Source organism: Sodalis-like endosymbiont of Proechinophthirus fluctus (genome assembly GCF_001602625.1).
In the GTDB taxonomy this organism is placed as follows: domain Bacteria; phylum Pseudomonadota; class Gammaproteobacteria; order Enterobacterales; family Enterobacteriaceae.
The window spans coordinates 171632-171838 of record NZ_LECR01000090.1 but is presented as its reverse complement, the minus strand read 5'-3'; the positions used below and the strand labels follow the sequence as shown (position 1 = coordinate 171838).

Annotated in this window: 1 pseudogene; it reads left to right on the top strand. The window is 62.3% G+C overall.

Annotation, left to right across the window (positions count from 1 at the left end):
- A pseudogene (locus BG74_RS18540) lies at positions 1–207 on the top strand (molybdopterin dinucleotide binding domain-containing protein); the annotation flags it as partial.

The window sequence follows — 207 nt, the reverse complement described above, 5'->3', positions numbered from 1 at the left end:
GGTCATTTGCGCTACGGCGATCCCGGGGTGCGGCTTCTGGAAGCGGGCGATAGCCGGTTGGATTATTTCAGCGCAATTCCGCCCGCCTTCACACAGCCTGAGGACGGCAGCTGGCGCATCGCGCCCTATTGGCATCTATTCGGCAGCGAGGAGACCTCGCAGCGCTCTCCAGTCATCCAGGAACAGATGCCGGCACCTTATGTGGCG